Annotated in this window: 31 protein-coding genes and 4 tRNA genes; 27 read left to right on the top strand and 8 right to left on the bottom strand. The window is 70.0% G+C overall.

Annotation, left to right across the window (positions count from 1 at the left end; genetic code table 11):
• Positions 1-155: 155 nt before the first annotated feature.
• From ACYVLT_RS28580 to htpX, 4 genes are read left to right on the top strand one after another with little or no spacing between them, the layout of a single operon-like run.
• Positions 156-575: an NADH-quinone oxidoreductase subunit B gene (locus tag ACYVLT_RS28580; protein ID WP_360452793.1), complete on the top strand. Its 420-nt coding sequence runs from the start codon at positions 156-158 to the stop codon at positions 573-575.
• Complete coding sequence (locus ACYVLT_RS28575) at positions 572-1,168, top strand: NADH-quinone oxidoreductase subunit C (RefSeq protein ID WP_461123276.1); 597 nt, start codon at positions 572-574, stop codon at positions 1,166-1,168. Before ACYVLT_RS28580 ends, ACYVLT_RS28575 begins: the two co-directional genes overlap by 4 nt.
• Positions 1,161-1,661: a 4Fe-4S binding protein gene (locus ACYVLT_RS28570; RefSeq protein WP_461123275.1), complete on the top strand. Its 501-nt coding sequence runs from the start codon at positions 1,161-1,163 to the stop codon at positions 1,659-1,661. The genes ACYVLT_RS28575 and ACYVLT_RS28570 overlap by 8 nt, the downstream gene beginning before the upstream one ends.
• A gap of 20 nt (positions 1,662-1,681) precedes the next feature.
• The gene (gene htpX, locus ACYVLT_RS28565; protein WP_461123274.1) at positions 1,682-2,542 is read left to right on the top strand and encodes a zinc metalloprotease HtpX; all 861 of its coding nucleotides are present in this window, start codon (positions 1,682-1,684) and stop codon (positions 2,540-2,542) included.
• Here the strand turns inward: htpX and rfbA are convergent.
• The gene (gene rfbA / locus ACYVLT_RS28560; protein WP_461123273.1) at positions 2,539-3,411 is read right to left on the bottom strand and encodes a glucose-1-phosphate thymidylyltransferase RfbA; all 873 of its coding nucleotides are present in this window, start codon (positions 3,409-3,411) and stop codon (positions 2,539-2,541) included. The two genes, htpX and rfbA, sit on opposite strands and share 4 nt — an antisense overlap.
• Positions 3,408-3,899 (bottom strand): YajQ family cyclic di-GMP-binding protein, encoded by a 492-nt coding sequence (locus ACYVLT_RS28555; RefSeq protein ID WP_461123272.1) that lies wholly within the window; start codon positions 3,897-3,899, stop codon positions 3,408-3,410. The genes rfbA and ACYVLT_RS28555 overlap by 4 nt, the downstream gene beginning before the upstream one ends.
• Positions 3,900-4,022: 123 nt before the next feature.
• Between ACYVLT_RS28555 and ACYVLT_RS28550 the strand changes: the two genes are divergently transcribed.
• Positions 4,023-4,103: transfer RNA gene (locus tag ACYVLT_RS28550), tRNA-Tyr, on the top strand.
• Between the two features lie 942 nt (positions 4,104-5,045).
• Positions 5,046-5,456 (top strand): nuclear transport factor 2 family protein, encoded by a 411-nt coding sequence (locus ACYVLT_RS28545; RefSeq protein WP_461123271.1) that lies wholly within the window; start codon positions 5,046-5,048, stop codon positions 5,454-5,456.
• Positions 5,457-5,853: 397 nt separating this feature from the next.
• On the opposite strand, the gene ACYVLT_RS28540 is transcribed toward ACYVLT_RS28545, so the two are convergent.
• Entirely contained in the window at positions 5,854-6,096 is a 243-nt protein-coding gene (locus ACYVLT_RS28540; protein ID WP_461123270.1) for a hypothetical protein, read from the bottom strand.
• A gap of 269 nt (positions 6,097-6,365) precedes the next feature.
• On the opposite strand from ACYVLT_RS28540, the gene ACYVLT_RS28535 reads away from it, so the two are divergent.
• The gene (locus ACYVLT_RS28535) at positions 6,366-6,863 is read left to right on the top strand and encodes a hypothetical protein (protein WP_461123269.1); all 498 of its coding nucleotides are present in this window, start codon (positions 6,366-6,368) and stop codon (positions 6,861-6,863) included.
• Here the strand turns inward: ACYVLT_RS28535 and ACYVLT_RS28530 are convergent.
• Positions 6,860-7,651 (bottom strand): GNAT family N-acetyltransferase, encoded by a 792-nt coding sequence (locus ACYVLT_RS28530; protein WP_461123268.1) that lies wholly within the window; start codon positions 7,649-7,651, stop codon positions 6,860-6,862. The genes ACYVLT_RS28535 and ACYVLT_RS28530 overlap by 4 nt on opposite strands.
• Positions 7,652-7,690: 39 nt before the next feature.
• On the opposite strand from ACYVLT_RS28530, the gene ACYVLT_RS28525 reads away from it, so the two are divergent.
• The 7 genes from ACYVLT_RS28525 (at position 7,691) to ACYVLT_RS28495 (ending at position 12,688) form a co-directional block, all read left to right on the top strand.
• The gene (locus tag ACYVLT_RS28525) at positions 7,691-8,458 is read left to right on the top strand and encodes a PhzF family phenazine biosynthesis protein (RefSeq protein ID WP_461123267.1); all 768 of its coding nucleotides are present in this window, start codon (positions 7,691-7,693) and stop codon (positions 8,456-8,458) included.
• Positions 8,459-8,633: 175 nt separating this feature from the next.
• On the top strand, positions 8,634-11,237 hold the full coding sequence (locus tag ACYVLT_RS28520) for a putative bifunctional diguanylate cyclase/phosphodiesterase (protein ID WP_461123266.1): 2,604 nt from the start codon (positions 8,634-8,636) through the stop codon (positions 11,235-11,237).
• A gap of 66 nt (positions 11,238-11,303) precedes the next feature.
• A tRNA-Thr gene (locus tag ACYVLT_RS28515) sits at positions 11,304-11,379 on the top strand.
• A gap of 42 nt (positions 11,380-11,421) precedes the next feature.
• Positions 11,422-11,494: transfer RNA gene (locus ACYVLT_RS28510), tRNA-Met, on the top strand.
• A 74-nt stretch (positions 11,495-11,568) separates the two neighbouring features.
• Complete coding sequence (rpmG, locus tag ACYVLT_RS28505) at positions 11,569-11,733, top strand: 50S ribosomal protein L33 (RefSeq protein WP_015105301.1); 165 nt, start codon at positions 11,569-11,571, stop codon at positions 11,731-11,733.
• Positions 11,734-11,819: 86 nt separating this feature from the next.
• Positions 11,820-12,269, top strand: coding sequence for an FAS1-like dehydratase domain-containing protein (locus ACYVLT_RS28500; protein ID WP_461123265.1), 450 nt, complete (start codon positions 11,820-11,822; stop codon positions 12,267-12,269).
• Complete coding sequence (locus ACYVLT_RS28495; RefSeq protein WP_461123264.1) at positions 12,266-12,688, top strand: MaoC family dehydratase; 423 nt, start codon at positions 12,266-12,268, stop codon at positions 12,686-12,688. The genes ACYVLT_RS28500 and ACYVLT_RS28495 overlap by 4 nt, the downstream gene beginning before the upstream one ends.
• Before the next feature lie 24 nt (positions 12,689-12,712).
• On the opposite strand, the gene ACYVLT_RS28490 is transcribed toward ACYVLT_RS28495, so the two are convergent.
• The 3 genes from ACYVLT_RS28490 to ACYVLT_RS28480 form a co-directional block, all read right to left on the bottom strand.
• Positions 12,713-13,102, bottom strand: a complete 390-nt coding sequence (locus ACYVLT_RS28490) for a hypothetical protein (RefSeq protein ID WP_461123263.1) — start codon at positions 13,100-13,102, stop codon at positions 12,713-12,715.
• A 97-nt stretch (positions 13,103-13,199) separates the two neighbouring features.
• Positions 13,200-13,772 (bottom strand): MmpS family transport accessory protein, encoded by a 573-nt coding sequence (locus tag ACYVLT_RS28485; protein WP_461123262.1) that lies wholly within the window; start codon positions 13,770-13,772, stop codon positions 13,200-13,202.
• Positions 13,773-13,918: 146 nt separating this feature from the next.
• Positions 13,919-15,160 carry a pyridoxal phosphate-dependent aminotransferase gene (locus ACYVLT_RS28480; protein ID WP_461123261.1) on the bottom strand — a complete coding sequence of 414 codons (1,242 nt, stop codon included), beginning with the start codon at positions 15,158-15,160 and terminating at the stop codon, positions 13,919-13,921.
• A 187-nt stretch (positions 15,161-15,347) separates the two neighbouring features.
• Between ACYVLT_RS28480 and ACYVLT_RS28475 the strand changes: the two genes are divergently transcribed.
• The 5 genes from ACYVLT_RS28475 (at position 15,348) to rplA (ending at position 18,103) form a co-directional block, all read left to right on the top strand.
• A tRNA-Trp gene (locus ACYVLT_RS28475) sits at positions 15,348-15,420 on the top strand.
• 31 nt (positions 15,421-15,451) lie between these two features.
• Positions 15,452-15,847 carry a preprotein translocase subunit SecE gene (gene secE, locus ACYVLT_RS28470; RefSeq protein ID WP_461123260.1) on the top strand — a complete coding sequence of 132 codons (396 nt, stop codon included), beginning with the start codon at positions 15,452-15,454 and terminating at the stop codon, positions 15,845-15,847.
• A 64-nt stretch (positions 15,848-15,911) separates the two neighbouring features.
• Positions 15,912-16,772 carry a transcription termination/antitermination protein NusG gene (nusG, locus tag ACYVLT_RS28465; RefSeq protein WP_461123259.1) on the top strand — a complete coding sequence of 287 codons (861 nt, stop codon included), beginning with the start codon at positions 15,912-15,914 and terminating at the stop codon, positions 16,770-16,772.
• Positions 16,773-16,875: 103 nt separating this feature from the next.
• Positions 16,876-17,310 carry a 50S ribosomal protein L11 gene (gene rplK, locus ACYVLT_RS28460; RefSeq protein ID WP_053715259.1) on the top strand — a complete coding sequence of 145 codons (435 nt, stop codon included), beginning with the start codon at positions 16,876-16,878 and terminating at the stop codon, positions 17,308-17,310.
• A gap of 76 nt (positions 17,311-17,386) precedes the next feature.
• Positions 17,387-18,103 (top strand): 50S ribosomal protein L1, encoded by a 717-nt coding sequence (gene rplA, locus ACYVLT_RS28455; protein ID WP_461123258.1) that lies wholly within the window; start codon positions 17,387-17,389, stop codon positions 18,101-18,103.
• An 80-nt stretch (positions 18,104-18,183) separates the two neighbouring features.
• Here the strand turns inward: rplA and ACYVLT_RS28450 are convergent, their stop codons facing one another.
• Positions 18,184-18,924, bottom strand: a complete 741-nt coding sequence (locus ACYVLT_RS28450) for a hypothetical protein (RefSeq protein ID WP_461123257.1) — start codon at positions 18,922-18,924, stop codon at positions 18,184-18,186.
• Between the two features lie 255 nt (positions 18,925-19,179).
• On the opposite strand from ACYVLT_RS28450, the gene rplJ reads away from it, so the two are divergent.
• From rplJ to ACYVLT_RS28410, 8 genes are all read left to right on the top strand, one after another.
• Positions 19,180-19,737, top strand: coding sequence for a 50S ribosomal protein L10 (gene rplJ, locus ACYVLT_RS28445; RefSeq protein ID WP_360452836.1), 558 nt, complete (start codon positions 19,180-19,182; stop codon positions 19,735-19,737).
• Positions 19,738-19,816: 79 nt separating this feature from the next.
• Positions 19,817-20,203: a 50S ribosomal protein L7/L12 gene (rplL, locus tag ACYVLT_RS28440; RefSeq protein WP_033428556.1), complete on the top strand. Its 387-nt coding sequence runs from the start codon at positions 19,817-19,819 to the stop codon at positions 20,201-20,203.
• A gap of 302 nt (positions 20,204-20,505) precedes the next feature.
• Positions 20,506-21,609 carry an ABC transporter ATP-binding protein gene (locus tag ACYVLT_RS28435; RefSeq protein WP_461123256.1) on the top strand — a complete coding sequence of 368 codons (1,104 nt, stop codon included), beginning with the start codon at positions 20,506-20,508 and terminating at the stop codon, positions 21,607-21,609.
• A 50-nt stretch (positions 21,610-21,659) separates the two neighbouring features.
• A complete protein-coding gene (locus ACYVLT_RS28430; protein ID WP_360452870.1) occupies positions 21,660-22,391 on the top strand; it encodes an MlaE family ABC transporter permease in 732 nt (243 codons plus the stop codon).
• Position 22,392: 1 nt separating this feature from the next.
• A complete protein-coding gene (locus tag ACYVLT_RS28425) occupies positions 22,393-23,232 on the top strand; it encodes an MlaE family ABC transporter permease (RefSeq protein WP_360452841.1) in 840 nt (279 codons plus the stop codon).
• Positions 23,229-24,557: an MCE family protein gene (locus tag ACYVLT_RS28420; RefSeq protein ID WP_461123255.1), complete on the top strand. Its 1,329-nt coding sequence runs from the start codon at positions 23,229-23,231 to the stop codon at positions 24,555-24,557. The genes ACYVLT_RS28425 and ACYVLT_RS28420 overlap by 4 nt, the downstream gene beginning before the upstream one ends.
• Complete coding sequence (locus ACYVLT_RS28415; RefSeq protein ID WP_461123254.1) at positions 24,554-25,582, top strand: MCE family protein; 1,029 nt, start codon at positions 24,554-24,556, stop codon at positions 25,580-25,582. Before ACYVLT_RS28420 ends, ACYVLT_RS28415 begins: the two co-directional genes overlap by 4 nt.
• Entirely contained in the window at positions 25,579-26,619 is a 1,041-nt protein-coding gene (locus ACYVLT_RS28410; RefSeq protein ID WP_461123253.1) for an MCE family protein, read from the top strand. The genes ACYVLT_RS28415 and ACYVLT_RS28410 overlap by 4 nt, the downstream gene beginning before the upstream one ends.

The following is a 26,619-nucleotide window of genomic DNA, read 5'->3' as shown; positions in this document are numbered from 1 at the left end:
ATCTTGATGCATTCCTCTGGACAGGTATACGCGATCCGTAAGAGACTTCTGCCGCAACCAGGTGCTTGTTCGCGTGGGAGCAATCAGGGGGTATTGGGGGGTTGGGGGCCCGCCGGGCAGCAGCCCGGCGGGCCCCCACGTATTAACCTCACCCGGTGACGGTTTCCACCTTGGACTGGGGCACGACGTACCGGATCACCGTGCTCGACCTCGGTCTGGCCTGCTGCGGCGTCGAGGTGATGGCCGCGCTGGAGGGCCACCGGCCCGAGCACCTCGAAGCCCTCGGCGTCGACCCGGTGCACTCGGCGGGCGAGGCCCACGTGCTCGTCGTCTCCGGCACGGTCACCGACGCCATGCTGCCCGCGGTGATCGCGACCTACGAGGAGATGCCGGAACCGCGTTACGTGCTGTCCGTCGGCGCGTGCAGCAACACCGGCGGCCCGTACTGGGACTCCTACAGCGTCACCAAGGGCATCGACCAGGCGCTGCCGGTGCACGTCGCGGTGCCCGGCTGCCCGCCACGCCCCGAGGCCCTGCTCGACGGCCTCGCCGCGCTGCACCGGTTGCTGTCGTGAGCGCCGCGTCCGAGGCCCTGGCCGCCCGGCTCGCCGACCTCGTCCCCGAGGTACTGGCCAAGACGGCGTTCGGCCAGACGACCGCGCACGTGCCGCTGCACGCGTGGCGCGAAGCCGCCCGGCAGGCCCGCGACGAGCTCGGCTGCACGCAGTTCGACTGGCTCGGCGTGGAGGACGCCGGACGTCCCGGCGCGGTCGGGCAGCGGCACGCCGTGCTGCTGCACGTGCTCGACCCGGGCACCAAGGACGGCGTGCTGCTGCGCACCGAACTCGGGCCCGGCGACGTGCTGCCGAGCGTCGCCGAGTGGTGGGCGGGCGCGGCGTGGCACGAGCGCGAGGCCGTGGAGATGTTCGGCATCGCCCTCGCCGGCGGCGAACCGGCCCACCTGCTGCTCCCGGACAGCTTCAGCGGCCACCCGCTGCGCAAGGACTTCGTGCTCGCCTCCCGCGTGGTGCGCCCGTGGCCCGGCAGGCTCGAACCGGGCGAGGACGGCACGTCCGCGCCCAGCCGCAGGCGGGCCGCGCCACCCGGCGTCCCCGACCCGTCGTGGGGACCGCGCTACGAGCGCTCTGAGGAGGACGACCGTGGCTGACCTGTCCCCGCGCACCCGAGGCGTCATCGCGCTGCTGGAGGCCAACTGCACGGTGTGCATGATCTGCGCCCGCGAGTGCCCCGACTGGTGCATCCACATCGACTCGCACACCGAGGTTGAGCAGCAACCGCCCGCGGGGTCGGGCCAGGGTCGCAGCTCGGCCCGCCCCCGTGCGCGCAACGTGCTCGACCGGTTCGCCATCGACTACGGCCAGTGCCTGTACTGCGGCATCTGCGTCGAGGCGTGCCCGTTCGACGCCCTGCACTGGGCGCCGGACTTCTCCTACCCCGGCACGGGCGGCCTCGACGGTCACGGCGCGGTTGCCGAACTCGTCCACGAACGCGACGTGCTGGCCACGTGGGTCACGCACGTGCCGCCGCCCCCGCCGCTGGACGCGGGCGCCGAACCCGCGCCGGAGACCACCGCCACACGCCCGGCACGACCCGGTACCGGAACCCCGCGCCGACCGGGCGCGTTGAGGGAGGGGACGTAGACCAGCCGGAGGCGAGCGACGTGCACAAGCACTACAACGCGTTGAAGACCGCGTTGCTGCTCGGCGCCATGAGCGGCCTGATCGTGGCGATCAGCTCGCTGTTCGGGCGCACCGCCCTGGTCGTCGGTCTGCTGCTGGCGCTCGCCGTGAACGCCTACGCGTACTTCAACTCGGACAAGCTCGCGCTGCGCGCCATGCGCGCCCGGCCGGTGTCCGAGGTGGAGCAGCCCGCGATGTACCGGATCGTCCGGGAGCTGGCCATGGCCGCGCGGCAGCCCATGCCGCGCCTCTACCTCAGCCCCACCGTCGCGCCGAACGCGTTCGCGACCGGCCGCAACCCCCGCAACGCCGCCGTCTGCTGCACCACCGGCATCCTCGACCTGCTCGACGAGCGCGAGCTGCGCGCGGTGCTGGGGCACGAGCTGTCGCACGTCTACAACCGCGACATCCTCATCTCGTGCGTGGCGGGCGCGCTGGCCGGCGCGGTCAGCACGCTGGCGAACCTGGCGATCTTCGCGAGCGTGTTCGGCGACGACGACGAGGACCGGCCCAACCCGTTCGCGCTGCTGCTCATCGCCGTGCTCGGCCCGGTCGCGGCGGTCATCGTGCGGATGGCCGTCAGCCGGTCGCGGGAGTACCAGGCCGACCAGTCCGGCGCGGAGCTGACCGGCGACCCGCTGGCGCTGGCCTCGGCGCTGCACAAGATCGACCTGGGCACGCGGGCCGCGCCGCTGGCGCCCGAGCCGGCCGTGGTCGCGCAGTCGCACCTGATGATCGCCAGCCCGTTCCGGGCGGGGGAGAACCTGGCCAGGCTGTTCTCCACCCACCCACCGATCGCCGACCGCGTGCGGCGGCTGGAGGAGCTGGCCCGCCGGTCCTAGCGGGCTTCGAGTGCGACGTTCATCACGTACTGGCCGTAGCCGGACTTCGCCAGCCGCTCGCCGAGCGCGTAGCACTGCTCGGCGTCGATGAAGCCCATCCGGAGCGCGATCTCCTCCAGGCACGCGATGCGCACGCCCTGCCGGTGCTCCAGCACCTGCACGAACTGGCCCGCCTCCAGCATGGAGTCGTGCGTGCCGGTGTCCAGCCACGCGAAACCACGACCGAGGTCGACCAGCTGGGCCCGACCCTCCCGCAGGTAGTTCAGGTTGACGTCGGTGATCTCCAGCTCGCCGCGCGAGGACGGCTTGAGCGACTTGGCGATGTCCACGACCCCGTTGTCGTAGAAGTACAGGCCGGTGATGGCCTTGTTCGACTTCGGCTGCGCGGGCTTCTCCTCGATCGAGACGAGCCTGCCGCTCGCGTCGACCTCGCCGACGCCGTACCGCTCCGGGTCCTTCACCGGGTAGCCGAACAGCACGCAGCCGTCCAGCGCGGCGACGTTGTGCTGGAGGAGCTTGGAGAAGCCCTGGCCGTAGAAGATGTTGTCGCCCAGCACCAGCGACACGTCGTCGTCGCCGATGAAGTCCGCGCCGATGACGAACGCCTCGGCGAGCCCGTTCGGGTGTGCCTGCTCGGCGTAGGAGATGTCCAGGCCGAACTGCGAGCCGTCACCGAGCAGCCGGCGGAACAGCGGCAGGTCGATCGGCGTGGAGATGAGCAGCACCTCGCGCACGCCCGCCAGCATCAGCACCGAGAGCGGGTAGTACACCATCGGCTTGTCGTACACCGGCAGCAGCTGCTTGGACACCGCCTGGGTGATGGGGTGCAGCCGCGTGCCGCTGCCACCCGCCAGGACGATGCCCTTCATCGGTAGTTGGTGAACTGGAGGGCGATGCCGAAGTCGGAGTTCTTGAGCAGGGCGATCACGTCCTGCAGGTGGTCCTTCTTCTTGCCGGTGATGCGCAGCTGGTCGCCCTGGATCTGCGCCTGGACGCCCTTGGGGCCCTCGTCGCGGACCTTCTTCGCGATCTCCTTGGCCTTGTCGCTCGCGATGCCCTGGACCACGTTGCCGGTCACCTTGAACACCTTGCCCGACAGGGCCGGGTCGCCGATCTCGAACGCCTTCATCGAGATGCCGCGCTTGACCAGCTTCTCCTGGAAGACGTCGATCGCGGCCCGGCAGCGCTCCTCGGTCTCGGACTCGAAGGTGATCGCCTCCTCGCCCGCCCACGCCACCGAAGTCCCCGTGCCGCGGAAGTCGAACCGCGTGCTCAGCTCCTTGGCGGCCTGGTTGAGCGCGTTGTCGACTTCCTGGCGGTCGACCTTGCTCACCACGTCGAACGACGGGTCTGCCACGTGCTCGGTACCTCCGCGTAGGTGGATCTGGAACCGCCCGGAAGCCTACCGGGGTTACCCGGTTGCGCAGGCCCCCACGGGCTTATGTATTGTCTCCACCGCACCCGGCACCACCGGGGGCGGGGCGGGTTGCCCGAGCGGCCAATGGGAGCGGACTGTAAATCCGTCGCGAAAGCTACAGAGGTTCGAATCCTCTACCCGCCACATCAGCGAGTAAGCCCCTGTGACCAGGTACGACAGGTCACAGGGGCTTTCTCGTGCCCCCCGGCCGGACGTTGAGGCCGTGCATGACCGCTCGACGGTCCGTGGTGCGTTCTCCGCGCGGGGACGTGAAGCAGGTCGAGGGTGTGCGTGACGCAGGTCATGACGGCGCCTGGCGAGCGTTGAGCCGATAGCGGGCAGGCCGTTCGGCGCACTCCGAACATGCGGGATGCTCGTAGAACGGTGACAGTGGTTCGGAACCGGGGTGGCTGCGGTGTGGGCATTCGTCGGGCATCGCGGTGTTCGAGTGCGTTCCGTTGGGGAAGAGTGCGGTGGGCTTGTGACCGGTTCGGGCGATAGCCGACCGGGGTTGGGGAGTGGTTGCCCGCACTGGGTGGGGAACCGGCAGTCGGCCGCTTGGTGTACGACGCTCTTCCGCTTCACCGTCGGCGACCCTCGGAGGGCGTTCGCAGCGGACGGCCCATTGCTTTTCTATTGAAGCATTCGGTGCGCTACCGAGCGTGATGCGTCGAATTCACATAGTGTTCGGCAGGCGTGTAGGTGGTCCACTCCAGTCGATATCGAGTCGGGTTGGCTGGGCCTCCGGTTTCCCGGAACGGTCGTCGGTCGCACGTTCCGTGCCGGGCGCACCGTGCGCGGGGCCAGCAGGCTTGTCGCAGGTCACCGACAGTGAGGGCGACGTGATGAGGGTTGCTCTCCTTGTCCATCGGCTGATTCCACGTCAGGTGGGTAGATGCAAACGACTTGCAGTTCGGGCTTACCGGACAACGGACTTGCTTCGAAGACCGATGGGCAATGAACGAACGATGGTCGGGTTCAGGTCAAGCACGATGGGAGAAGGAGTGGCGGCTCCGTCGACCTATGCTCGACAAACCAGGAGAGCTACCTGGGTTATATCGACCAGAAGATAAGGGGGGCCCTGACATGGCGGAAGATCAGTCCGCAGGTGAACTGCTGACTATTGCGCGCAAGCTCTTCGACGGCATGACAGGCCAAGACTGGGCGTCGGTGCGCTCGATTACAACCGACGACATAGTGTGGACGATGCCCGGCACCAGTCGGATTTCGGGAACGGTGGTGGGCAAGGAGGAGCTCATCGAGCGGGTCCGGCGAGTCGCCGCGGCCGGTGTGACCATGAAGAAAATCGAGCTCGTGCACATGCTCGTCGGCCGCGCCGGCGTGACGATGTTCATGCACAACAGCGCACAGGCCGACGACGGTCGCGAGCTTGAGGAATACCTCGCCAGCGTTTACGCCATCGAGAACGGCAAGGTCACCGGCATCGACACGTTCGTAACGGACCTGAAGGGCGTGAACGACTTCTTCATCAAGTGACGTCGACCGCGGTCACCGGCCAGTGCGCGGCTCCGCCTCGGGGAGGGGGCGAGCGATGCACCGGCACGACGGTCGCACGGCCGTCGAACGGTGGCGGTAGCCTGCGTGGCTGCCTTCGGCACGGGTGTGCTCGAAGCCGGGTGATTCCCGGACTCGGGTGACGCCGTCGCCAGTGGCGCACCAGGTGGGCCGTGTCGCCCGGCTCAGGCCGGGTGGTGCCTGCCGCGGTCAATTCGCCACGCACGACGAGGGCCCCTGCTCGCACCTGTGCGAGCAGGGGCCCTCGCGCGTCACGGAGTGGCCGGCACGTAAGCGAGGCCGACGCGCAAGCGCTTCCTCTCGCTTGCGTGCCGGCCTCGTAGTGCAGCATAACCCATATCGAACGTCTGTTCGAGGGTTACGCGATGGCGGCTCTCCCGGCTTCGGTCAGCTCGGCGTCCGCGCGCTCGTCCAGACCCACCGCCCGACGCGCCCGCAGCAGCCCGGCGTGCACGAGGTCGTGCGTGACCATCTGGTCGCAGCACGGCAACCCGTCCACGTAGAGGTCCGGCTCGCATCCCCCCGACAGCTGAGCCCGACCAGCGGCAACGGCGCGGAGCATGGCTTTGGCCCGGCCGGACAGCTCCTTCGCAACGTTCATGGCGACCCCCTCGCCCGTCCTTCCCGTACGTGCTTCCCTCGCCTTGTAGGAGGTCTGGACCTGTACGGCGAGTACCCCGCCCGGACAAGTTCACTCAGGTGGACGAGGCTTGCCCACTGTCCCCTCCGCCGCCGTTCGGACCACGCCGCCACGCCGACCGGTTGCCCTGTTCAGCCCAACCGAACTACCCCCGACCGGTCGGCGCTCCGATCGACCCGCTGCCGCCCGCTGGTCCGGAAGCGACCGGCGGGGCGCCGAGACTTGAACACATGAGCGAACTCCTCATTGCCGTCACCGCCCTCGCGACCGGCGTCGCACTCGGCCTGGTCGTCCGGTCCTCGGCACGGCGTCGTTCACCCGGCCGCGCCCGGCTCGCGGACGCCCGCGAGCTGCGCCACGCCGCCGACGACCTGGAGTACGGCCTCAACACCGTGCTCGACTTCGGCCCGCTGTCGCTGTCCGAGCTCGCCTCGGTCGACCTGCCCGCGAAACTCGACCGCGTCGCCTCGACCGGCGAGGTGCCCCGCGCGACCCTGGCCACGCTGAGGGCGCACACCGAGAGGATCGCCCTGCACCCCTACCCCGCGCAGAGCGACCTGCTCACCGCGGTCCGGGAGGACGAGGCCGCGGTCTGGCTGGCCCTGCGCGACGCGATCGGCAGCGGCGCCGCCCAGCAGCTGGCCGCCACGCAGGCCCGCCGGGTGCTGGACGAGATCCGCGCCGGCCTGCCGCACGAGGACGGGGCGAGGCAGCTCGCGCGGGTCTAGCGCGCCGGTCGCCGTTGCCAGGTCGTCCACAGCGGCCGGTAGCCGTGGGAGTACCAGAACGGCGTGGACAGCGGGTTGGGCAAGGCGTGGTGCAGCAGCGTCACGCCGACACCCGCCTCGTCCAGCAGCCCGTGCGCGTGGTCCGCCAGCGCCGCGCCGATGCCACCGCCACGCGCGTCCTCCCGCACGCCCAGCAGCCCGATGTACGCCACCGGCCGCACGGACGTCCGCCCGGCGATCCAGTCCGAGTGCCCGGGCGGGTCGTAGTAGAGGAAGCCGACGACCTCGCCCTCGCTCTCCGCCAACCACCCGCACGGCTCCGGGCGCTCCAGCAGCGCCGCGATGTGCTCGCGCAGCCGCTCGGCGCTGGACGGGCGGGCGTTGACCATGCCGAACCGGCCGTCGAACCGCACCGTCTCCAGGTTCAGCTCCACCGCGACGTCCAGGTCGTCCGCCGTCAACGGCCGGATCAGCGCCGTCGAGCCACCGTCGTACCCGTGCCCCGGCAGCCGGGCGGCGGTCACCAGCAGCGGCGCGAAACCGTGCCGCAGCAACGCGGCCGCGGTCTCCACGGCACGGCTGGGCACGGTCACCAACGCGGCCGTGTCGTGATCGCCCGCGCCGCTCGACGGCCAGTCGTGCAGCAACTCGTCCAGGTCCGCGCCGGGGTACCAGTGCAACGCGTGCGTGCGCAGTGCGCCCCACGTGGCGTTCAGCGCGTCCTCGGGCAGCTCGGAGAACGAGTACGGGTCGTCGACGGGCGCGATGTCGGGCAGCAACGGGTCCACACCTGTCAGCTAACCCGCCCGCGACGTAGATTGCCCGCCGTGGAGATCTACGTGGTCGACGCCTTCACCGATCGCGCGTTCGCGGGGAACCCGGCGGGTGTGGTGCTGCTGGACGGCCCGGTGGACGAGCGGTGGATGCAGTCGGTCGCCGCCGAGATGAAGCACGCGGAGACGGCGTTCGTGCGGGTCGACCACGACGGCCCGCTGCCGCTGCGCTGGTTCACGCCGGTCGCCGAGGTCGACCTGTGCGGCCACGCCACCCTGGCCACCGCGCACGTGCTGGGCGGCGGCCGCGCCTTCAGCACCCGCAGCGGCGTGCTCACGTGCACGGCCGACGGCGGCTGGGTCGAGATGGACTTCCCGGCCGACCCCGCCGCGCCGATCGAGATGACCACCCCGCTGCGCGCGGGCCTGCCGGGCGTGACGGTGCGTGCCGTCGCGCAGGCCGTGTCCGACGTCCTGGTGGAAGCCGCCGACGCCGACGAGGTCCGCGACCTCCGCCCGGACTTCGCCGCGCTCGCCGAGGTGCCCGGCCGCGGGGTGATCGTGACCGCGCCGGGCGACCGCGCCGACCTCGACGTGGTGAGCCGGTGCTTCTACCCGTCCTACGGAGTCCCGGAGGATTCCGTAACCGGTTCCGCGCACTGCACGCTGGCGTCCTGGTGGGCGCCGCGGCTGGGTCGCGCGAACCTGCTGGCCGAGCAGGCCTCGGCCCGCGGCGGGCTGGTCCGGGCCACCCTGGACCAAGATCGCGTGCGGCTCGCCGGGCAGGCCGTGACGGTGATCAGGGGGCGACTGATCGTGTGAGCCGATCTGTTACTTGTGGTGGCATTCCGCTACACGACCTGCCATTTCGTCCCCCGACCGGGGTACATTGGCAGCCTTGGAGGGGTCCTGGTCGGTGTTCGGGACCCCTCAGTCACGCCCGGAGCCGGTAGGCCGCGACCCGGTCCACGGCGACGAAGGCCGACGAGGAGGCTGGATGTCCGACCACGCGTCGGCCACGGCGTCGAGCACGCCGACCCGGTCCACGAACCGCGCGTTCAGCGTGTTCGCGGTCGCGCTCCTCATCGCGGGCGCCCTGTCCGCGTTCCTCGTCGGGAAGTGGCTGCCCGACACCGAGCCCGACGTCCGACTGCTGTGGACCGGACCGCTGCTCGTGATCGGGTTCCTGCTCGCCGAGCAGTTGGCCATCAACGTCGACGTGCGCAGCGGAGTGGCCTGGACCATCTCCTTCACCGAGATCCCGCTCGTGCTCGGCCTGTTGGTGGCGCCGTTCGAGATCGTGCTCGCCGCGCACGTGGTCGCGGGCGTCGGCACGCTGCTCGGCCGCCGGGTGCTCGACCGCGCCGTCTACAACGCGGGCCTGATGTTCATGGAGATCTCGGTGGCCTTCGCGGTCGCCGAGCTGGTCAAGCGGTTCCTGGGCGCGCAAGGCCCGTTCTGGGCGGGCGCGTTCATCGGCACCATCGCGGTACCGCTGCTGGCCAGCGTCCTCGGCCTGACCGCGCTGCGGATCATGGGCAAGGGCATGCGGGTCGCACCGAGCCTGCGCCTGGTCCTGCAAACCCTCGTGGTGGCCCTGCTGAACACCTCCGCGGGCCTGGCCGGCTACGAGATCGCCGACAAGGCGCCGTGGGGCGGCCTGCTGATCGGCCTGGTGTTCCTCGGCATCACCGCGATCTACCTGGCCTACTCCGGGCTGCTGCGCGAGCAGCGCGACCTGGAGGCCCTCAGCGAGGTCTCGCTGCGCGTGGCCCGCTCGGGCCGCCACGCCACCGGACCGCGCGGCGCCACACCGGAAGAAGAGGACGGGTGCGGCGAGGACGACGACTGGCAGCTCATCGCCGAACGCATCCGGGAGCAGCTCAACGCCAACCGCGTGGTGCTGCGGCTGCGCACCGACCCGCAGGCGCCGATGCGCACGCTGGTCGCGGGTGAGCCGCTGCCGCCGGGCATGCGCCGCGACGACCCGCGCGTGCTGCGCGAGGACGCCATGCTCCAACTGCCCGGCGCCCAGGTGCGGTACTTCCGCATCGTGGACGCGGGCGAGGAGGTCTCCGAGGCGCTGACCCGCCGTGACGCGCAGGAAGCGCTGGTGGTGCCGCTGCGCGGGGCGACCCAGCTGCTCGGCGCGGTCGAGGTGCACGACCGGCTCAGCCGGTGGCGCGGCTTCGGCAAGGCCGACATCCAGCTCCTGCGCACGCTGGCGAGCCACCTGTCCACCGCGGTGGACAACCGGCGGCTGCTGGCCAGGCTGCGCCACGACGCCTACCACGACCCGTTGACCGGCCTGCTCAACCGGCCCGGCTTCCGCGAGGCCGCCGACGAGCCGATGCGCGAGGCGAACACGGCCGTCGTGGTCCGGATCGACCTCGACGTGCTGTCCACCGTGTCCGACGCGCTCGGCCAGGCGTGGGGCAACCGGATGGTCGTCGCCGCCGGCCGCCGGCTGCGCGACGAGCTCGGCCCCGAGGTGCCGCTGGCCCGGCTGGAGGGCGGCGCGTTCGCCGCGCTGCTGCTGGACCGGCAGGCCGAGCAGATCCAGGAGATCGCCGAACGGCTGCGGGCCGCGCTGTCGGTGCCCTACCCCGTCGACCGGCTCACCGTCGAGGCGGGCGCGGTCGTCGGCTGGGCCACCACGGCGGACGCCGAGCTGGAGGAGTACGACCCGGACGCCCTGCTGCAACGCGCCGACGTGGCGGTCCGCGCGACCAGCGACAACGAGCCGCTGCGCCAGTACGCGCCGAGCATGGGCCAGATCTTCCTGCGCCGTTTCCAGCTGGTGACCCAGTTCCGGTCGGCGCTGGAGAACGGCCAGATCTCCGTGCACTACCAGCCGAAGGTCGCGCTGCCGAGCCGCCAGGTGGTGGGCGCGGAGGCGTTGGTGCGGTGGAAGCACCCCGAGTTCGGTCGGGTCGACCCGGACGAGTTCGTGCCCGCCGTCGAGGCCACCGGCCTGGTCGACGTGCTCACCGACTTCGTCATGGACACGGCGCTGGCGCGGGTGCGCCGCTGGATCGACCGCGGGCTGCGGATGTCGATCGCGGTGAACCTGTCCGTGCGGACGCTGGCCGACGAGGAGTTCCCGGACCGGGTGGCGGCGGCGTTGAAGCGCCACGAGGTGCCGCCGGAGCTGCTGACGTTCGAGCTGACCGAGTCCGGCGTGATGGCCGACCCGGAGCGCGCCCTGCCCGTGCTGCGTCGGCTGCACCAGATGGGCGTGGTGCTGGCCGTGGACGACTTCGGCACGGGCTACTCGTCGCTGGCGTACCTGCGGCAGCTGCCCGTGGACGAGGTGAAGATCGACAAGAGCTTCGTGCTCGGCATGGGCACCGACCTCGGTGACATGGCGGTGGTCCGCTCGATCGTGGAACTCGGCCACTCGCTGGGGCTCACGGTGGTCGCCGAGGGCGTCGAGGACGACGCGGCGCGCGACCAGCTCGTCGGCATGGGCTGCGACGTGGCGCAGGGCTACCTGATCTCCCGGCCGCTGTCCGAGGACCGCTTCGAGGCCTGGCTGCGCGCCCGGACGGTGCAGGTCAGGGGTGCCCGGGATGAGACGGTGCTCACCTTGGTCCACTGAGGGGCACCCCCGATTTCCGTCCGGCGGCACGGCTGTTGTAGAGTTCTCCTTGCTCCGCAAGAGCAAGCCCCTTTAGCTCAGTCGGCAGAGCGTCTCCATGGTAAGGAGAAGGTCTACGGTTCGATTCCGTAAAGGGGCTCCACAACTGGCCGCGGTGCACGAGCATCGCGGCCGTGTTGTGTAAAGCGGTGTAGCTCAGTTGGTAGAGCAAGCGGCTCATAATCGCTGTGTCGCCGGTTCAAGTCCGGCCACCGCTACTCGCTAGATCCCCGCCAGGCGGTAAGCCCGCACTGGGGAATCGGGGCACACGAGCTCTGGGAAGGCAAGGACCGTGGCTGCAACCGACGTACGCCCCAAGATCACCCTCGCGTGCGAGGAGTGCAAGCACCGGAACTACATCACCAGGAAGAACCGGCGCAACGACCCGGACCGCCTGGAGATCAAGAAGTTCTGCCCGAACTGCAAGACGCACCGCGCTCACAAGGAAACCCGCTGAGCCGGTCGTAAGACCACCTCGACGAGGCCCGTCCCGGAACCCGGGGCGGGCCTCGTCGCGTCGACCAGGCCACGTAACCTCCTCGGGTGCCTCTCGACCAGTCGTTCGTCGGACGTTCCTACCCGCCGTCGCCGCCCTACGAGGTCGGCCGCGAGAAGATCCGCGAGTTCGCCGAAGCGCTCGGCGAGACGAGCCCGTTGCACCGCGACGCCGAGGCCGCCCGCGCGGCCGGGTACCGCGACGTCATCGCGCCGCCCACGTTCGCGATCATCATGTCGCTGAAGGCGAACGACGTGCTGGTGCACGACCCGGACCTGGGCTTGGACTACACCCGCGTGGTGCACGGCGACCAGACGTTCGTCCACCACCGGCCGATCGTCGCCGGCGACCGCCTGCGCACCGCGCTGCACGTGGACGGCATCACGTCGCGGATGGGCAACGACATGCTGGCGATCCGGGCCGAGGTGAGCACCGAGGACGGCGAGCCGGTCACCACGGGCCGCTGCACGCTCGTGGTGCGGGGGGAGGACGCGTGATCCGCGCATCGGAGGTCTCCGTCGGCGACGAGCTGCCGCCGCTGTCGCTGCACGTCACCCGGGCCGACCTGGTCCGGTACGCGGGCGCGTCGGGCGACTTCAACGCGATCCACTGGAACGAGCGGTTCGCCCGCGAGGTCGGCCTGCCCGGCGTGATCGCGCACGGGATGCTCACCATGGGCCTGGCCTGCCGGATCGTCACCGACTGGGCGGGCGACCCGGGCGCCGTGGTGGAGTACGGCGTGCGGTTCGGTCGGCCCGTTCCGGTGCCCGACGACGACAAGGGCGCGTTGGTGGAGGTCACCGGGAAGGTGACCAAGCTCTTGGACGACGGCACGTTCAAGGTCAACGTGACGGCCTCGTTCGAGGGCAAGTCCGTGCTCGGCGGCGCGTCGGCCCGTGTCCGCCTGCGCCCCTAGCGACCACCCCGGCGACGGGAACCTTCAGAAGTCGCACAACGCGCTGGTGCGGGCGCCCGTGGCGGTGGCCGAACGCCGCTCGACCTCGGCCACCCGCACCTCGCACGCCACGTCGCCGCCGTCGGGCCCGACCGTGACGGTCAGCACGCCGTGCTCGGGCTCGTCGATGGCGATGAACTCCATCCGCCAGGGGAGCGAGGTCAGCTCCTCCTGGCGGATCTCGCCGCCGCGGAAGGTCGAGTAGGAGACGGTGGCCCGCGCCGCGGTGCCGCTGACCTCGTAGACGACCCGGGTCGGCGGCTCGGGCGCCGCGGTCACCAGCACGAGCGCGAGCGCGCCCACCACGAGTGCCGCCGAGGCCCCGATCACGAGCCACTTGCGGCCCGGTCGCTCAGGTGGGTCGGACTCCGTCATGCGTTGCACCCCTCGGATGAAGATCGGTTGGACTGAATAGTCCATCGGTGTATTTCTGGCGGTGGTTACACCGACCACCCGAAGGAGTTACACAGGGTTAGCCCGAGCAGCTCGCCACGGCGTTCGGGCCGGACGCGGTCGCGGTCTTGCGCTCCACCCCGTCCACGGTGACCCGGCACGTCACCGTGCCGCCGTCCGCGCCGGTCGTGACGTCCAGCGTCCCGCCGCGGAACGGTCCCTTGACGGTGAACTCCTTGGTCCACGGCAAGGTGGCGACCTCCTCCTCGACGGTGGTGGACGTGGCGTGGTCGACGGTCGCCCGCGGCACGTCGCCGGTCACCTCGTAGACCAGCACGGCGCCCTGCTCGGCCTGGACCCGCAGGTCGTCGAGGGCGTTCTCGGCGTCGGAGGAGGCACCGCCCAGCAGCGCCACCCACGCGACGCAGACCGCGAGGCCGAGCGCGGACAGCGCGATCCCGGCGACGGCGAGGCCCCTGTTGTCGGCCTGACCGCGGTTGACCCGGACCAGGCCGAGCAGCCCGAGGCCCAGCCCGACGACCACCAGCGGCCACGCCACCACGCCGACGACCGGGACGAAGCCGAACGCCAGACCCAGCAGCCCGAGCACGAAACCGGCGGTGCCCGGGGCGTTGCGCTTCGGGTCGGACATGACTCCTCCACTCCGTCGGGTGGTACACATCACAGTTACACCGTGTGATGCGAATGAGTCTCAATACGCCGAAAGGCACCCCATCAGGGGTGCCTTTCGCGACGGAGCGTCGAAACTGTGTGCTACTCGACGTGCTGCTGGACCTGCTACTCGACCTCGGCGAGCAGCTCGGCCATCCGCGTCACGCCGGTCTTCAGGTCGTCGTCACCCAGCGCGTACGACAGCCGCAGGTAGCCGGGCGTGCCGAAGGCCTCACCGGGCACCACGGCCACCTCGGCGTGCTCCAGGATCAGCGCCGCGAGCACCACCGTGTCGGTGATCGTCGTGCCGCGCAGCTGCTTGCCGACCAACGCCTTCACCGACGGGTACACGTAGAACGCGCCCTTCGGCGTCGGGCACTCCACGCCCGGGATCGCCGACAGCAGGTCGACGATCGTGCGCCGCCGCCGGTCGAACGCCTCGCGCATCTCGTGCGCCGCGTCCAGCGGCCCGGACACGGCCTCCAGCGCGGCCCGTTGCGACACGTTCGCCACGTTCGAGGTCAGGTGCGACTGGAGGTTCGCGGCGGCCTTCACCACGTCGGTCGGGCCGATCAGCCAGCCGACCCGCCAGCCCGTCATCGCGTAGGTCTTGGCCACGCCGTTGAGCACGATCGTGCGGTCCGCCATGGCGGGCACGGCCACCGGCAGCGACACCGACTCGGCGCCGTCGTAGACCAGGTGCTCGTAGATCTCGTCGGTGATCACCCACAGCCCGTGCTCCAGCGCCCACTCGCCGATCGCGGTGAGCTGCTCGCGGGTGTAGACCGAGCCGGTCGGGTTGGACGGCGAGCACAGCAGCAGCACCTTGGTCTTCGGGGTGCGCGCCGCCTCCAGCTGCGCCACCGTCACCAGGTAGTCGGTCGACTCGTCCGCGGTGACCTGCACCGGGACGCCGCCCGCCAGCGTGATGGCCTCGGGGTAGGTGGTCCAGTACGGCGCGGGGAGCAGCACCTCGTCGCCCGGGTCCACGACCGTGGCGAACGCCTGGTAGACGGCCTGCTTGCCGCCGTTGGTGATCAGCACCTGCGCGGCGGTGACCTCGTAGCCGGAGTCGCGCTTGGTCTTCGCGGCTACGGCTTCCCGCAGCTCGGGCAGGCCCGCGGCGGGCGTGTACCGGTGGTTCTTCGGGTCCGCGCACGCGGCCTGAGCAGCGGCCACGATGGCGTCGGGGGTCGGGAAGTCCGGCTCGCCCGCGCCGAAGCCGATCACCGGTCGGCCCGCGGCCTTGAGCGCCTTCGCCTTCGCGTCGACCGCGAGGGTCGCGGACTCGGCGATGCCGCCGATCCGCTTCGAGATCCGCGGGTGCTCGGAGGTAGTGGTCCCGGTGGTCGTCTCAGGCGTGCCCATGCCGCCAATCGTGGCAGATCGCACAAGCGGGTAAGCGCCCGGCACCCCCTCTGACCGGGCCAGTTGGAAGGACGGGCACCTGGTGCCGTATGCTTCCGGTCTTGGAACGTCCAGTCGCTGCCTCACGGGCCACGTGAGGAGGGTGCGGGACGTCTCCAGCCAGGGGGTTCTGGTTCAAGAACCCCAAAGGGGCGTAGCTCAACTGGCAGAGCAGCGGTCTCCAAAACCGCAGGTTGCAGGTTCAAGTCCTGTCGCCCCTGCGTCGAAGCGCGATGGTGAGCGGAGGACGGCATGAGCGAGGGCCGCGAGCAGGACCAGCCGGACGAGAGCGCGTCCCGGCCGGTTACCGCCGCCGCGCGGCGCGAGCGTCGTGGCTCCGCGCGACCGGCGGGCCGCAAGGACGCCGAGGCGAAGAAGTCGGCCGAGGCCGACTCCGACGTCGAGGAGACCACGAAGGGTCGTGCCACGCGTTCGCGGGCGGATTCGGAGAAGCGGGTCGGGTTCTTCGCCCGGATCGTCCGGTACGTCCGCGAGGTGGTCAGCGAGCTGCGGAAGGTCATCTGGCCGACCCGCAAGCAGATGATCACCTACACCGGAGTCGTGTTGGTCTTCGTGGCCTTCATGGTGGCGTTCGTGTTCGGCCTGGATTCGGCCTTCGCCTGGGGCATGTTCAGGGTGTTCGGCTGAGCCGGACACCTGCCGCCCCCGGTGGCGGCGGACATGTGATGCATGAGAGGAAGCGAGACCCACAGTGACCTCCGATAACGGCGGCGTTGACGCCAAGGAGCTGAACGACCTGACCGACGAGCAGGACTTCGACGGTGACGTCGAGGTCGTCGAGCAGGCGGAGGCGTCGGAGGACACCGAGGAGTCCGCCCCCGTCGAGCCCGGGTCCGACGGTGACGTCGAGTCCGTCGACGACGAGTCCGCCGACGACGTCGAGCCGGGCGGTGACGTCGAAGCCGACGGCGCCGTCGAGGCCGCCGCGGTGGACATCGACGCCGAGCCCGCCGACCCCGCCGAGGAGATGCGCGAAGCACTGCGGCGCGCGCCCGGCGACTGGTACGTCGTGCACTCGTACGCGGGCTATGAGAACAAGGTGAAGACCAACCTCGAGACGCGCATCCAGACCCTCGACATGGAGGACTACATCTTCCAGGTCGAGGTGCCGACCGAGGAAGTCACCGAGATCAAGAACGGCCAGCGCAAGCAGGTGCAGCGCAAGGTGCTGCCCGGCTACATCCTGGTCCGGATGGAGCTCAACGACGCGTCGTGGAGCGCGGTGCGCAACACGCCTGGCGTGACGGGTTTCGTCGGCGCGACGTCCAAGCCGTCGCCGCTGACCATCGACGAGGTGCTGAAGTTCCTGCTGCCGCAGGTCGAGCAGAAGCCCGCCGCCGGCAAGAAGAGCACCGCGACGCCCACGAAGTCGACCGTCGAGGTGGACTTCGAGGTCGGCGAGTCGGTCACCGTCATGGACGGCCCGTTCGCCACGCTGCCCGCGACGATCAGCGAGGTCAACGCCGACGGTCAGAAGCTGAAGGTGCTGGTGTCGATCTTCGGTCGCGAGACCCCGGTCGAGCTGTCGTTCAGCCAGGTCTCCAAGATCTAGCCAGGACAACACAATCTCCGGTTCCCCTCCGGTACGGACGGGCGCCGGCAGCCACGCTGCGGCTGGCAGGGCCGCGCGCGGACACCGCAATAAAGGAACCGAGATGCCTCCCAAGAAGAAGAAGCTCGCAGCGATCATCAAGCTGCAGATCAAGGCCGGGGCCGCGAACCCCGCGCCGCCCGTTGGTCCCGCGCTGGGTCAGCACGGCGTCAACATCATGGAGTTCTGCAAGCAGTACAACGCCGCGACCGAGTCGCAGCGCGGCACCGTGGTGCCGGTCGAGATCTCCGTGTACGAAGACCGCTCGTTCGACTTCAAGCTCAAGACCCCGCCGGCCGCGAAGCTGCTGCTCAAGGCCGCCGGTGTGGAGAAGGGCTCGGGCGAGCCGCACCGCCTCAAGGTCGCCAAGGTGACCATGGACCAGGTGCGGGAGATCGCGCAGTCCAAGATGGTCGACCTCAACGCCAACGACGTGGACCAGGCGGCGAAGATCATCGCCGGCACCGCCCGCTCCATGGGCATCACCGTCGAAGGCTGACCCTTCCTCTTTCGTAGTCGTGGGAGAGCCGCGCGCTGGCTCGTCACCACAACTGATCCACTTTAAGGACAGAAGCATGAAGCGCAGCAAGGCGTACAAGAACGCTGCTGAGCTGGTTGACCGGGAGCGGCTCTACTCGCCGCTGGAGGCAGCCAAGCTCGCCAAGGAAACGTCCAAGGTGAAGCTGGACGCGACCGTCGAGGTCGCCATCCGGCTCGGCGTCGACCCCCGCAAGGCCGACCAGATGGTCCGCGGCACCGTGAACCTGCCGCACGGTACGGGCAAGACCGCCCGCGTGATCGTCTTCGCCACCGGTGACAAGGCCGCCGAGGCCGAGGCCGCCGGTGCCGACGCGGTCGGCTCCGAGGACCTGATCGAGCGCATCCAGGGTGGCTGGCTCGACTTCGACGCCGCGATCGCCACGCCCGACCAGATGGCCAAGGTCGGTCGCATCGCCCGCATCCTCGGCCCGCGTGGCCTGATGCCGAACCCGAAGACCGGCACCGTGACGCCCGACGTCACCAAGGCCGTGAACGAGATCAAGGGCGGCAAGATCAACTTCCGGGTCGACAAGCAGGCCAACCTGCACCTCGTGATCGGCAAGGTGTCGTTCGACCCGGAGAAGCTGGTCGAGAACTACGCCGCCGCGCTGGACGAGATCCTGCGCGCCAAGCCGTCCGCGGCCAAGGGCCGGTACCTGAAGAAGGTCACCGTCTCGACCACGATGGGCCCCGGCATCCCGGTCGACCCGAACCGGACGCGCAACCTGCTGTCCGACGAGGCCACCGTCTGAGCACGGCTCGTCCGAACCACGCGAAGCGCCCCTCGGCACACCGCCGAGGGGCGCTTCGCGTCGTCACGGGCGGGTAGTGGTCACGGGCAGGTCGGCTCGGCCTGGTAGCCGGTGATCGCCCACGCCCCGCCGGGCTGCTTGGTCAGCACGAACTTGCCCAGCTTCGGGCCGTTGCGCACGACCAGCGCGCAGGAGCTGACCTCGACCGAGCCGGACGCGGGCGGGGTGATCATCGTGTCGGGGAAGCCGAGCTGCCGGTAGGTGCTCACGTCGGTCACCCGCCCCTTCAACGTCGCCACCGCGGCCGGGCAGTCGGACGCGCCGAAGGCCTCCGCGAACGCCTTGCGCGGCCCGTCGCCCTTGAAGTACAGGCACGCCTGGTTCCCGTCACCGGTGCCGACGTGCTTGTAGAACTGACCGATCGTGCCGGTGGTGCCGTAGGGGGTGGGCGGCGCGATGACGTTGTTCTCGACGCCGCCGCTGTCGACCGCGACGCCGCCGGGGTCGTCGCCGCCGAAGTACTGCTCGTAGAAGTACGAGGCGACCAACAGGACGACCACGAGGTAGACGAGGCGGCGGACGAGCTTGCTGCGCAGCAGCACCTTCCACAGCGGCGTGCGCGGTGGCGCCGCGGGAGGCGGTGGCGCGGCCGGCGGGATGCCGGGCGGTGGTGCGGCGCCCGGCGGCAGGGCGGGTGGCAGGCCGGTGCCCTGGCCCTGCTGGAAGCGCTGGAACTCCTGGAACCGCTGGAACTCCTGGAACTGCCGGAGCTGTTCCGGGTCGACGTCCGGCGGCGGGTTCCTCGGGGGCTCTTCGGTCACGCGTCACATCATGCCGATTTGGAACCCGTAGTACACAGCAGGTACTGTGGGCGACGGTTCACCAAAGACCGCTGGTCATCCCTGTCCCCGTGACGGGGAACGAAGGTCCCGCGAAGCGGGCGGCCCGCGCAGGAGAACGAGGAAGACACCAGGCGTGCTTGCACGCCCGTCACGCCCCGTGCTGCTGCGCAGGGGCGTTTTTGCTTTGCGCGGCCTCTCTCACCGGCGTGTCACCAGCCCAGAGAGGAGGCGATCATGGCGAAGCCCACCAAGGTTTCGGCCGTCGCCGAGCTCACGGACAAGTTCCGTGGAAGCTCGGCCGCTGTCGTGACCGAATACCGTGGCCTCTCCATGGCGCAGCTCACCACGCTGCGTCGCGCTCTCGGCGCGGGCACCACGTACACCGTTGCGAAGAACACGCTGGTCAAGCGTGCCGCCGAGGACGCGGGCGTGCAGGGCCTCGAAGCCCTGCTCGTCGGCCCGACCGCGATCGCCTTCGTCGAAGGCGAACCGGTCGACGCGGCCAAGGCCCTGCGTGACTTCGCGAAGGACAACAAGGCCCTGGTCATCAAGGGCGGCTACATGGACGGCCGCCCCCTCTCGGTCGACGAGGTCACCGCCATCGCGGACCTCGAAACCCGTGAGGTGCTGCTCGCCAAGCTGGCGGGCGCGATGAAGGGCAACCTGGCCAAGGCCGCGGGTCTGTTCCAGGCCCCCGCCTCCCAGGTCGCTCGCCTTGCTGCTGCCCTCCAGGAGAAGAAGGCCGCGGAGGCGCCTGCCGCCGCCGAGGCCGAGGCTCCCGCCGAAAGCTGATCACGCCCGAAAGCTGATCACACCCAGACACTCCGCGTCCCGGCCGCAGTTCGGGCGTTGAATAGAAAGGACCGCCATCATGGCGAAGCTCAGCACCGACGAGCTGCTCGACGCGTTCAAGGAGATGACCCTCCTGGAGCTGTCGGCCTTCGTGAAGCAGTTCGAGGAGACCTTCGAGGTCACCGCCGCCGCTCCGGTCGCCGTCGCCGCCGCGGGCCCGGCCGCCGCTGCCGCCCCCGCCGAGGAGGAGAAGGACGAGTTCACCGTCGTCCTCGAGGGCGCCGGCGACAAGAAGATCCAGGTCATCAAGGTCGTCCGCGAGGTCGTCTCGGGCCTGGGCCTGAAGGAGGCCAAGGAGCTGGTCGAGTCCGCTCCGAAGCCGCTGCTGGAGAACGTGGCGAAGGACGTCGCCGACGCCGCCAAGGAGAAGCTCGAGGCCGCGGGCGCCAAGATCTCGCTCAAGTGATCTTGTCGCACTGATCTGCTCCGGCAGGTCGCGCGCTACCGCGAAGGCGGGCACCCGCACCGGGTGCCCGCCTTCGTGCTGTCTCCGGCCGGTGATCTTGACCGCCTCGCCGCGCGTGTCCCACCATCGGTGGCCGTACGGTGCCGGCGGAGGGGTGGCGGGGATGAGCCTGCTCACACCGTTACCCATCCGAAACCGCGCTAACCCAACTGGTGAGTAACCACGACGGGGCGGCCTCGTTGCACCGGTATGACGCCGGCCTGCCCGGCGTCCGGCGTTGCAGCCGCTGACCAGGAGGTGCGATGGGCGTCGAGGTGGTCGTCGAGGGTCTGACCAAGTCCTTCGGCAAGCAGACCATCTGGCGGGACGTCACGCTCACCCTCCCGCCGGGCGAGGTCAGCGTGATGCTCGGACCGTCGGGCACGGGCAAGTCGGTGTTCCTGAAGTCCCTGGTCGGGCTGCTCAAACCGGAGCAGGGCCGGATCGTCATCAACGGCGTGGACCTGGTCCGCTGCTCCGAGCACAAGCTCTACGAGATCCGGAAGCTGTTCGGCGTGCTGTTCCAGGACGGCGCGCTGTTCGGCTCGATGAACCTGTTCGACAACGTCGCCTTCCCGCTGCGCGAGCACACCCGCAAGACCGAGGCCGAGGTCCGGCGGATCGTGCTGGAGAAGATGGAGATGGTCGGCCTCGTCGGCGCGGAGCGCAAGCTCCCCGGCGAGATCTCCGGCGGCATGCGCAAGCGCGCCGGGCTGGCCCGCGCCCTGGTGCTGGACCCCGAGATCATCCTGTGCGACGAGCCCGACTCCGGCCTGGACCCGGTCCGCACGGCCTACCTGAGCCAGCTGCTGATCGACCTGAACGCGCAGATCGACGCCACGATCCTGATCGTCACGCACAACATCACCGTGGCCCGCACGGTGCCGGACAACCTCGGCATGCTGTTCCGCCGCGAGCTGGTCATGTTCGGTCCCCGCGAAGTGCTGCTGACCAGCGACGAGCCGGTGGTCGAGCAGTTCCTCAACGGCCGCCGGATCGGGCCGATCGGCATGTCGGAGGAGAAGGACCAGGCGACGATGGCCGCCGAGCTGGCGCACCGCGACGCCGGCCACGCGGACGGCTCGCCGGACGAGGACATGCGCGGCGTGGTGCCGCAGCTGGAACCGACGCCGGGCCTGCCGCCGCGTGGCGCGGTGCGCCGGCGCAAGGACCGGGTGATGAGCATCCTGCACACGCTGCCGGTCGAGGCGCAGCAGGGCATCATCGCCAGCCTCACCCCCGACGAGCAGCGCCACTACCGGGTCATGGCGGGCGCGGCCGACCGGACGGGCCCGCTCGCGACCCGACCGGCGACACCCGGTCCCGTGACACCCAGCCCGTGGCCGCGGCAAGGGGGCGTGCTGTGAGCGCACCGGCGTCGTTCCCCGGCGTCGGCGCGCTGCGCGAGACCGGCCGGATGTTCGCGCTGGGCATCGACGTCGTGCGCAACACGTTCCGCCGCCCGTTCCAGCTGCGGGAGTTCATCCAGCAGTGCTGGTTCGTGGTGAGCGTGACGGTGCTGCCGACGGCGCTGGTGTCGATCCCGTTCGGCGCGGTCATCGCGTTGCAGATCGGCTCGTTGACCCGGCAGATCGGCGCGCAGTCGTTCACCGGAGCGGCGAGCGTGCTGGCGATCATCCAGCAGGCCAGTCCGATCGTGACGGCCCTGCTCATCGCGGGCGCGGGCGGCTCGGCGATCTGCGCGGACCTCGGCTCGCGCAAGATCCGCGAGGAGATCGACGCGATGGAGGTGCTCGGCGTCTCCCCGATCCAGCGCCTGGTCGTGCCGCGGGTGCTGGCCGCGATGCTGGTCAGCGTGCTGCTCAACGGCATGGTCAGCGTCGTCGGCGTGATGGGCGGCTACTTCTTCAACGTGATCCTCCAGGACGGCACGCCCGGCGCGTACCTGGCGAGCTTCAGCGCCCTGGCGCAGCTGCCGGACCTGTGGATCTCCGAGATCAAGGCGCTGATCTTCGGGTTCCTCGCGGGCATCGTGGCCGCCTACCGCGGCCTGAACCCGGCGGGCGGCCCGAAGGGCGTCGGCGATGCGGTCAACCAGGCCGTCGTCATCACGTTCCTGCTGCTGTTCTTCGTGAACTTCGTGCTCACCACGATCTACCTCCAGGTCGTCCCGGCGAAGGGGAGCTGAGATGGCCACGATCAACGACCGGTTCCGCAAGGCGGCGAACGCGCCGCTGACCGTGCTGGACACCTTCGGCGACCAGCTGTGGTTCTACCTCCGCGCGCTGGCCTGGACGCCCCGCACGCTGACCCGGTACATGCGCGAGACGCTGCGGCTGCTGGCCGAGGTGAGCTTCGGGTCGGGCGCGCTGGCCGTCATCGGCGGCACGATCGGCGTGATGGTCGGCCTGTCGGTGTTCACCGGCACGGTCGTCGGCCTCCAGGGCTTCACCGCGCTCAACCAGATCGGCACGTCGGCGTTCGCGGGCTTCGTGTCGGCGTACTTCAACACCCGCGAGATCGCGCCCCTGGTGGCCGGGCTGGCGCTGAGCGCCACCGTCGGCTCCGGCTTCACCGCGCAGCTGGGCGCGATGCGGATCTCCGAGGAGATCGACGCGCTGGAGGTCATGGGCATCCCCAGCCTGCCGTACCTCGTGACCACGCGGATCATCGCGGGCTTCATCGCGATCATCCCGCTGTACGTGATCGGCCTGCTCACCTCGTACCTGGCGGCCAGGTTCATCACGGTCGAGTTCTACGGGCAGTCGGCGGGCACCTACGACCACTACTTCAACCTGTTCCTACCACCGGTGGACGTGCTCTGGTCGTTCGGCAAGGTGCTCGTCTTCGCCGTGGTGATCATCCTGACGCACTGCTACTACGGCTACCGCGCCAGCGGCGGCCCGGCGGGCGTCGGCGTCGCGGTGGGGCGCGCGGTGCGCACGGCGATCGTCACGACGAGCTTGCTGGACTTCTTCCTCAGCATGGCCATCTGGGGTACGACCACGACGGTGAGGATCGCGGGATGATCAAGCGGCGACTCCTGGGCGTCGCGTTCATCGCGGTCATCGCCCTGTTCCTCTCGGTGACCGTGGCGATGTACAACGACGCGTTCACCGAGGTCGTGAAGGTGACGCTGAAGACCGACCGGGTCGGCAACCAGCTGCTCATCGACTCCGACGTCAAGGTCCGCGGCATGATCGTCGGCCAGGTGAAGGGCATCCGGACCTCGGGTGACGGCGCCGAGCTCGAACTGGCGCTCGACCCGGAGCAGGTCGAGCACATCCCCGCCAACGTCTCCGCGCGGCTGCTGCCGAAGACGCTGTTCGGCGAGCGGTACGTGAACCTGCTGCTGCCCGAGCAGCGCCAGGCCCCGCTGTCGGAGGGCGACGTCATCGAGCAGGACCGGTCCAGCACCTCCATCGAGCTGGAACGCGTGCTCAACGACCTGATGCCGGTGTTGCAGGCGGTGCAGCCGGAGAAGCTGGCCACCACGCTGACCGCGATGTCGCAGGCGTTGGAGAACCGGGGCAAGCCGCTCGGCGAAACGCTGGTGCAGCTGGACACCTACCTGGGCGAGTTCAACCCGCAGCTGCCCAAGCTCAAGGAGGGCATCAGCCGCCTCGCGGACGTCTCCGACGTCTACGCGGACTCGGCGCCCGACCTGGTGCAGGCGCTGTCCGACGCCACCGTCACCAGCCGCACGCTGGTCGAGCAGCGGGACAACCTGCTGGCCATGTACGGCACGCTGACCACCACGTCGCTGGACCTGCACGGCTTCCTCGCGGTGAACAAGAACAACCTCATCCAGCTCGCCGACGTGAGCCGGCCGACGTTGGAGCTGCTGGCGAAGTACGCGCCCGAGTACCCGTGCCTGCTCAAGGGCCTCACCGAGTTCAGGCCGATCATGGACGAGGTGTTCGGCAAGGGCACGGACGAGCCGGGCCTGCACGTCACGCTGGAGGTCACCGCCAACCGCGGCAAGTACGAGCCGGGCAAGGACGACCCGGAGTACGCCGACAAGCGCGGGCCGCGCTGCTACGACATCGTGCCCAGGCCGGACCCGTTCCCCCAGTACCCGCCGGAGGGCCCGGTGAAGGACGGCTCGACGTCACCGCCGCCCGCGCGCGTGGCCGCCGACGGCGTGCTGCCGCCCGACGCCGGGGTGATCAAGGACGGCACCACGTCACCGTCGGCGTTCGGCGGGGTGCCGTCGCTGGCGAACTCGCCGGAGGAGCAGGACTTCCTGGCCGCGCTGCTCGCGCCCCAGTTCGGCCTGCGCAAGAGCGAGATGCCGAGCTTCACCTCGCTGCTGCTCGGCCCCCTGTACCGGGGCGCGGAGGTGACGGCATGAGGTCCCTGGCCGCGCCGCTGATCAAGCTCGCCGTGTTCGCCGCGGTCACCATCCTGGCGACCACGCTGCTCGCGGTGACCATCTCGAACGTCAACTTCAACGGCGCCACCGGCTACACGGCGCGGTTCACCGACGTGACGGCGCTCAACGAGGGCGACGACATCCGCATCGCGGGTGTCCGGGTCGGCCAGGTCGAACAGATCCGCCTGGTGGACCGGCGGCTGGCCGAGGTGGAGTTCTCGCTGGAGGGCGAGCGCTCGCTGCCCGCGTCCGTCACCGCGACGATCAAGTACCGCAACCTCGTCGGCCAGCGGTACATCGCGCTGGAGCACGGCGTCGGCGACGCGTCCGCGCTCGAACCGGGCGGTGTGATCCCGCTGGAGCGCACGAAGCCGGCGCTCGACCTGACCGTGCTGTTCAACGGCTTCAAGCCGCTGTTCCAGGCGCTCGACCCGGACGACGTGAACCAGCTGTCCGGCGAGATCATCAAGGTGCTCCAGGGCGAGGGCGGCACGATCGACAGCCTGTTGCGCCACACCGCGTCGCTGACGTCCACGCTGGCCAGCCGCGACCGGGTGATCGGCGAGGTCATCACCAACCTCAACGCCGTGCTGGACACGGTCAACTCGCGCAGCGAGCAGGTGTCCACGCTGGTCACCACGCTCCAGGAGCTGACCACGGGCCTCGCGGGCGACCGGCAGCCGATCGGCGACGCGATCAGCGCCATGGGCGAGCTGACCACCACGACGGCCGACCTGCTCAACCGGTCCCGGCAGCCGTTGAAGGACGACATCGCCAACCTGGGCCTGGTGTCGCGGACGCTGGCGGACAACGAGGCGATCGTGGAGGGCGTCATCCAGCGCCTGCCGACCAAGATCGAGGCGATGTCGCGGACCGCGTCCTACGGGTCCTGGTTCAACTTCTTCCTGTGCGAGGGCACCGGGCAGATCGCCGTGCCACCGATCATCAACGACCCCATCCCGATCACCGCCCTGCCCGTCACGCAGCCGAGGTGCCGCCGATGAACGCCCCGAAGACCGCGGCCCCGAAGACTCCGGCACAGCGCAACCCGGTGACGGTCGGCGCGGTGAGCCTCACCGTGATCGCGCTGCTGCTGCTCTCCGCGTTCTACTCCGACGACCTGCCGATCATCGGCGGCGGCACCACGTACTCGGCCGAGTTCACCGAGGCCGCGGGCCTGATCCCGAGCAACGAGGTGCGGGTGGCCGGGGTGAAGGTCGGCAAGGTGACCAAGGTCGAGCTGGACGGCGACAAGGTGAAGGTGTCGTTCCGGATCAAGGACGCCTGGGTCGGCGACCGCACGACCGCGGTGATCCGGATCAAGACGCTGCTCGGGCAGAAGTTCCTGGCGCTGGACCCGCAGGGGTCGCAGCCGCTGGACCCGGGCGAGCCGATCCCGCGCGAACGCACCCTGTCGCCGTACGACGTGCAGGAGGCGTTCAACGGCCTGGCCTCCACGGTCGGCCAGATCGACACCAAGCAGCTCGCGGACAGCTTCCAGGTGCTGTCGGAGACGTTCCAGGGCTCGGCGGAGAGCGTGCGCGGCGCGTTGGACGGCCTGTCGGCGCTGTCGAAGACGATCTCGTCGCGCGACGACCAGCTGGCGCAGCTGCTGGCGAACACCAACCAGATCAGCAAGACCCTGGCCGACCGCAACGAGCAGTTCGAGAAGCTGCTCGCGGACGGCAACCTGCTGCTCGGCGAGCTGCGCAAGCGGCGGGACGCGATCAGCGCGCTGCTCAACGGCACGCGTGCGCTGTCCAAGGAGCTGTCGGGCCTGGTCGCCGACAACTCCGCGCAGCTGCGGCCCGCGCTGGAGCAGCTGGACCGGGTCACCACGATGTTGCAGCGCAACCAGGACGCGCTCGACCGCAGCCTGGCGCTGATGGGGCCGTTCTTCCGGGTGTTCGCCAACACCCTGGGCAACGGCCGCTGGTTCGACGTCTACATCTGCGGCCTGCTGCCGCCGTCGGTGAACCTCGGCGTGGTCGGCTTCAACGAAGAGGGCTGCCTCCCTCCCGGCGTGCAGAGGGGGAACTGA

It is taken from the genome of Saccharothrix stipae (genome assembly GCF_054781895.1).
Note: the sequence above shows the minus strand (reverse complement) of the source record. Positions and strands in the feature narration are given on the sequence as shown.